Here is a 1432-nt window from a genome sequence, read left to right as displayed (position 1 = left end):
CGTCGGCGTCGTCGGCCGGGCGGCCGCGCGTCGAGAGCTCCGTCCAGACGGGTCCCGCGACGAACCACACGACGAGCACGAGCGTCGCGCGCCCGAGCCACCCGAGCAGCACCTCGCGCTGGTCGGGCTCCTGCGCGATGAGCAGCAGCACCCCGAGGACGACCGCGGCCACGACCCACGCGACGACCACGCGGCCCCACATGCGCCACTCGTGCGCCCGTGCCGGTGCCCCCGTCTTCGGCACGCGCGGGGGCCGCGGCCCGCCCGCGAAGCGCCACGCGACCCACGCGTCGACCTTGTGGATCGTGTACTTCCCGAACCCCGCGGTGAAGCCCAGGTACAGGGCGGCGAGACCGTGCGTCCACGTCGGCTCGCTGCCGCGCAGCAGGTCCCCGACGGTCGCGACGAGCAGCACGACCTCGAGCACGGGCTCGCACAGCAGCAGGACGGTCGACGTGCGTCGCCACCGCAGCCCGTAGCGCGCCACCACGGCGGCGACGAGGAACACCCAGAACGCCACCTCGCACGCCACGACCAGCGCGGCGACGGGGTTCTCACGGATCAGGTCCACCAGCTCGGTCATGCCGCCACCCTCGTGGTGGGAGCCCGCACGCCGCGTCGGGCGGACGGCCGATCCCGTGCGGCGGCGTACATCCTTCGGACGACGGCCTCTGTCTGACGCTGTGCTGGGATGGGCGGGTGACCGAGGCGACGGGCGAGGTGCGCGACGACGCCGTCGACGCAGCCGGCCGCCACGCGGCCGACCCCCGGGCTACGGACCGAGCCGGCGGCCGCGACGACACGAGCGTGCCGCGGACGTCGACGTCGCCGTCCCCGACGGTCACGTCGGACGCGTCCGACGTCGGCTGGTGGGACCGCGGTGCACGGATCGTGCGGGTCGTCCGGGCACGCGGCTGGTGGGACGACCGGACCGCGGCGGTCGCGACGCTGCTGTTCGGGCTGGTGCTCATCGGGCTCGGCGTCGCGAGCCCCGCGCCGCCGTGGGTGCCCGACAGCGTCGCCGAGCGGGTCGGCCTGTGGCACGTCGCGCTGCTCGTCGTCGCGTCGACGGCGCTCGTCGTGAAGCGTCGGCACCCCGTGGGGGTGCTGCTCGTCGCGGCCGGGTGCGCGCTGCTCGACGCGGCGCTCGGCGGCAGCGTCGCGACGCTCGTCGCCCTCTTCGACGCGCTCTACACCGCCGCGCTGCTGACCCGCGAGACGGTGCGCCGGCGGATCGTCGTGACAGTCGTCGTCCTCGTCGTCGTCACGCCGCTCGTCGTGCTGGCGCTCGGGGCGCCGCCGCGCGAGGCGGTCCTCCTGCTGCTGCAGTCCGTCGCGATCTACGGGACGCCGCTGTGGTGGGCGCACGACGTGCGGCGCCGCGACGAGCTCGCCGCGCTCGAGTCGGACCGTGCGGCCGCGGAGGGCCGAC

General features: G+C 75.8%; 1 protein-coding gene and 1 pseudogene. One reads left to right on the top strand and one right to left on the bottom strand.

The features are described from left to right. Window positions 1-583 (bottom strand): hypothetical protein (locus HGA02_RS18945; RefSeq protein WP_246248100.1); only part of this gene is annotated, 583 nt, incomplete at its 3' end. A 224-nt stretch (window positions 584-807) separates the two neighbouring features. Here HGA02_RS18945 and HGA02_RS18940 point away from each other — a divergent pair. Further along, a pseudogene (locus tag HGA02_RS18940) lies at window positions 808-1432 on the top strand (hypothetical protein); the annotation flags it as partial.

This window comes from Cellulomonas septica, assembly GCF_012396155.1.
Taxonomy (GTDB): Bacteria; Actinomycetota; Actinomycetes; order Actinomycetales; family Cellulomonadaceae; genus Cellulomonas; species Cellulomonas septica.
Note: the sequence above shows the minus strand (reverse complement) of the source record. Positions and strands in the feature narration are given on the sequence as shown.